At 71.4% G+C, this 1,803-nt stretch carries 3 protein-coding genes; all 3 read right to left on the bottom strand.

Going from position 1 to position 1,803, the window contains the following annotated elements; all coding sequences use genetic code 11:
• Window positions 1–41: 41 nt before the first annotated feature.
• Complete coding sequence (locus Sru01_RS03010) at window positions 42–587, bottom strand: class F sortase (protein WP_203982281.1); 546 nt, start codon at window positions 585–587, stop codon at window positions 42–44.
• A 21-nt stretch (window positions 588–608) separates the two neighbouring features.
• Window positions 609–1,253, bottom strand: a complete 645-nt coding sequence (locus tag Sru01_RS03015; protein WP_203982282.1) for a hypothetical protein — start codon at window positions 1,251–1,253, stop codon at window positions 609–611.
• Between the two features lie 176 nt (window positions 1,254–1,429).
• On the bottom strand, window positions 1,430–1,803 hold a 374-nt coding region (gene tsaE, locus Sru01_RS03020; RefSeq protein ID WP_203982283.1), incomplete at its 5' end, for a tRNA (adenosine(37)-N6)-threonylcarbamoyltransferase complex ATPase subunit type 1 TsaE.

The following is a 1,803-nucleotide window of genomic DNA, read 5'->3' on the forward strand; positions in this document are numbered from 1 at the left end:
CCGAACGCAGCGCGAACGGAGAGAGCGCCAAAAAACACAGCTTAAGCGCTGCTGGCGTAGACGATGATGTTGTCGAGGTACTCGTGGGTGCCGCGGTCGAAGGTGCCGCCGCAGGTGATCAGGCGCAGCCCGTCCTCGACGTAGACGCGTTCGGCGGGGAAGTGGTCCTTGGGCACCTGTTCCACCGTGTCGACCTTGTACCGGGCGATCCTGCCGTCGCTGCGCAGCACCTTGATCTCGGCGCCCTTGCGCACCTGGCGCAGCCGGTAGAAGACGGCGGGCGCCGTCTTGGTGTCCACGTGACCGATGATCACCGACGGGCCGCCGTCCCCCGGGACTTCGCTGCGATCGAACCAGCCGGCCACGGCGGGTTTCTCGAACGGAGGCAACTCGATCTCACCGTCGCCGGCCAGGCCGAGTTTCATCAGGGGCGCCTTCAGGGCGAGCGAGGGGATCTCCAGCCGCTTGGGGAACGCCGCGGCCGGACGGGCCGGGGCGCTCTCCTCCTTACCGGTGAGGGCGAACAGCACCGCGCCGGTGACCAGTCCCGCCACCACGATCTTCGACCACTTGGACGACTCGGCCATGAGCAGGTGCGGGGCGGGCGGTCAGCGGGACCGGGACCTGCGCCGGGCGACCGCGACGCCGCCGGCCAGCGCGGCCAGCACTCCGGCCGCGACCACGGGGCCGGGGATGCCGGCCGGTTCTTCGGCGGACGCGGCGACCGGCGCGGTGCCGCCGCCGCCGGCCCGCGGCGCCTTGCTCGGGACGACCCGGGTGTGGGTGGGCTTGGGGGACGGCTTCGGCCGGGCGGTGATGATGAGCGTGCCCCGGCCGGTGTCGTTGGTGCCTTCGCACTTGACGTCGACCCGGTAGCGGGCGGGTTCGGCGTCCTCGTCGACGATGGCGAAGCCGTGCACCTCCGGCGGGGGCGCCGCGGCGGTGACCGGCGTGGAGGAGGCCGCCGGGGTGACCACCGGCGGCTGGGTCAGGGTGACCACGCCGGTGAACGCGTCGGAGCGGGCGGTCGCGCGGTAGTCGGTGCCGCCCTGCGGCACCGGGCAGAACGCCCGGACCCGGACGGACCGGGTGGCTCCGCCGAGCACGCGCTCGGGCACCAGTTGAACCTTCACGTCCTGGCGGCTGGCCGTGGGTGTCGGCGTCGGAGCGGCGGAGTCGGCCTTCGCGCTGCACGCGACGCCACCCGCCAGCAGGACGAACCCAGCCAACGCGACCTGCCCGACCCTGTGCACCGTCGCACTCCACTCCGCCGACGTGACATCCGACCCTGCCAGCTACGCGCTACCCCACCTGCATACCCAGAAAAGACCACCCAATCCCCAAGGACGATCTTCATGCTGATGTTCCACAGCAAGCACGGCATGCGTCAAGAATGGCTAGGTTACCGGTCTAGATCACGGAAAAGCGGTCAATCGGCCGACTCGTTGAGCTCGGCCCACCGTCGGCCGACCCCGCGCAGCCGGACGAACCGCTCGTCACCCTGCTCGCCACGCTCGATGGTGATCTCCAGGCGGTCGTCGGCCAGGCCCTCCACCAGACCCTCGCCCCACTCCACCACGGTGACCGACTCGGCCAGCGAGGCGTCGAGGTCCAGGTCGTCCACCTCCAGCGTTCCGCCCAGCCGGTAGGCGTCCGCGTGCACCAGCGCCGGCCCGCCGGCCAGCGACGGATGCACCCGCGCGATCACGAAGGTGGGCGAGGTGATCGGGCCGCGCACCTTCAGTCCTTCGGCGATGCCCTGTACCAGGGTGGTCTTGCCCGCGCCCAGCGGGCCGGACAGCA

Source organism: Sphaerisporangium rufum, assembly GCF_016863395.1.
GTDB classification, from domain to species: Bacteria; Actinomycetota; Actinomycetes; order Streptosporangiales; family Streptosporangiaceae; genus Sphaerisporangium; species Sphaerisporangium rufum.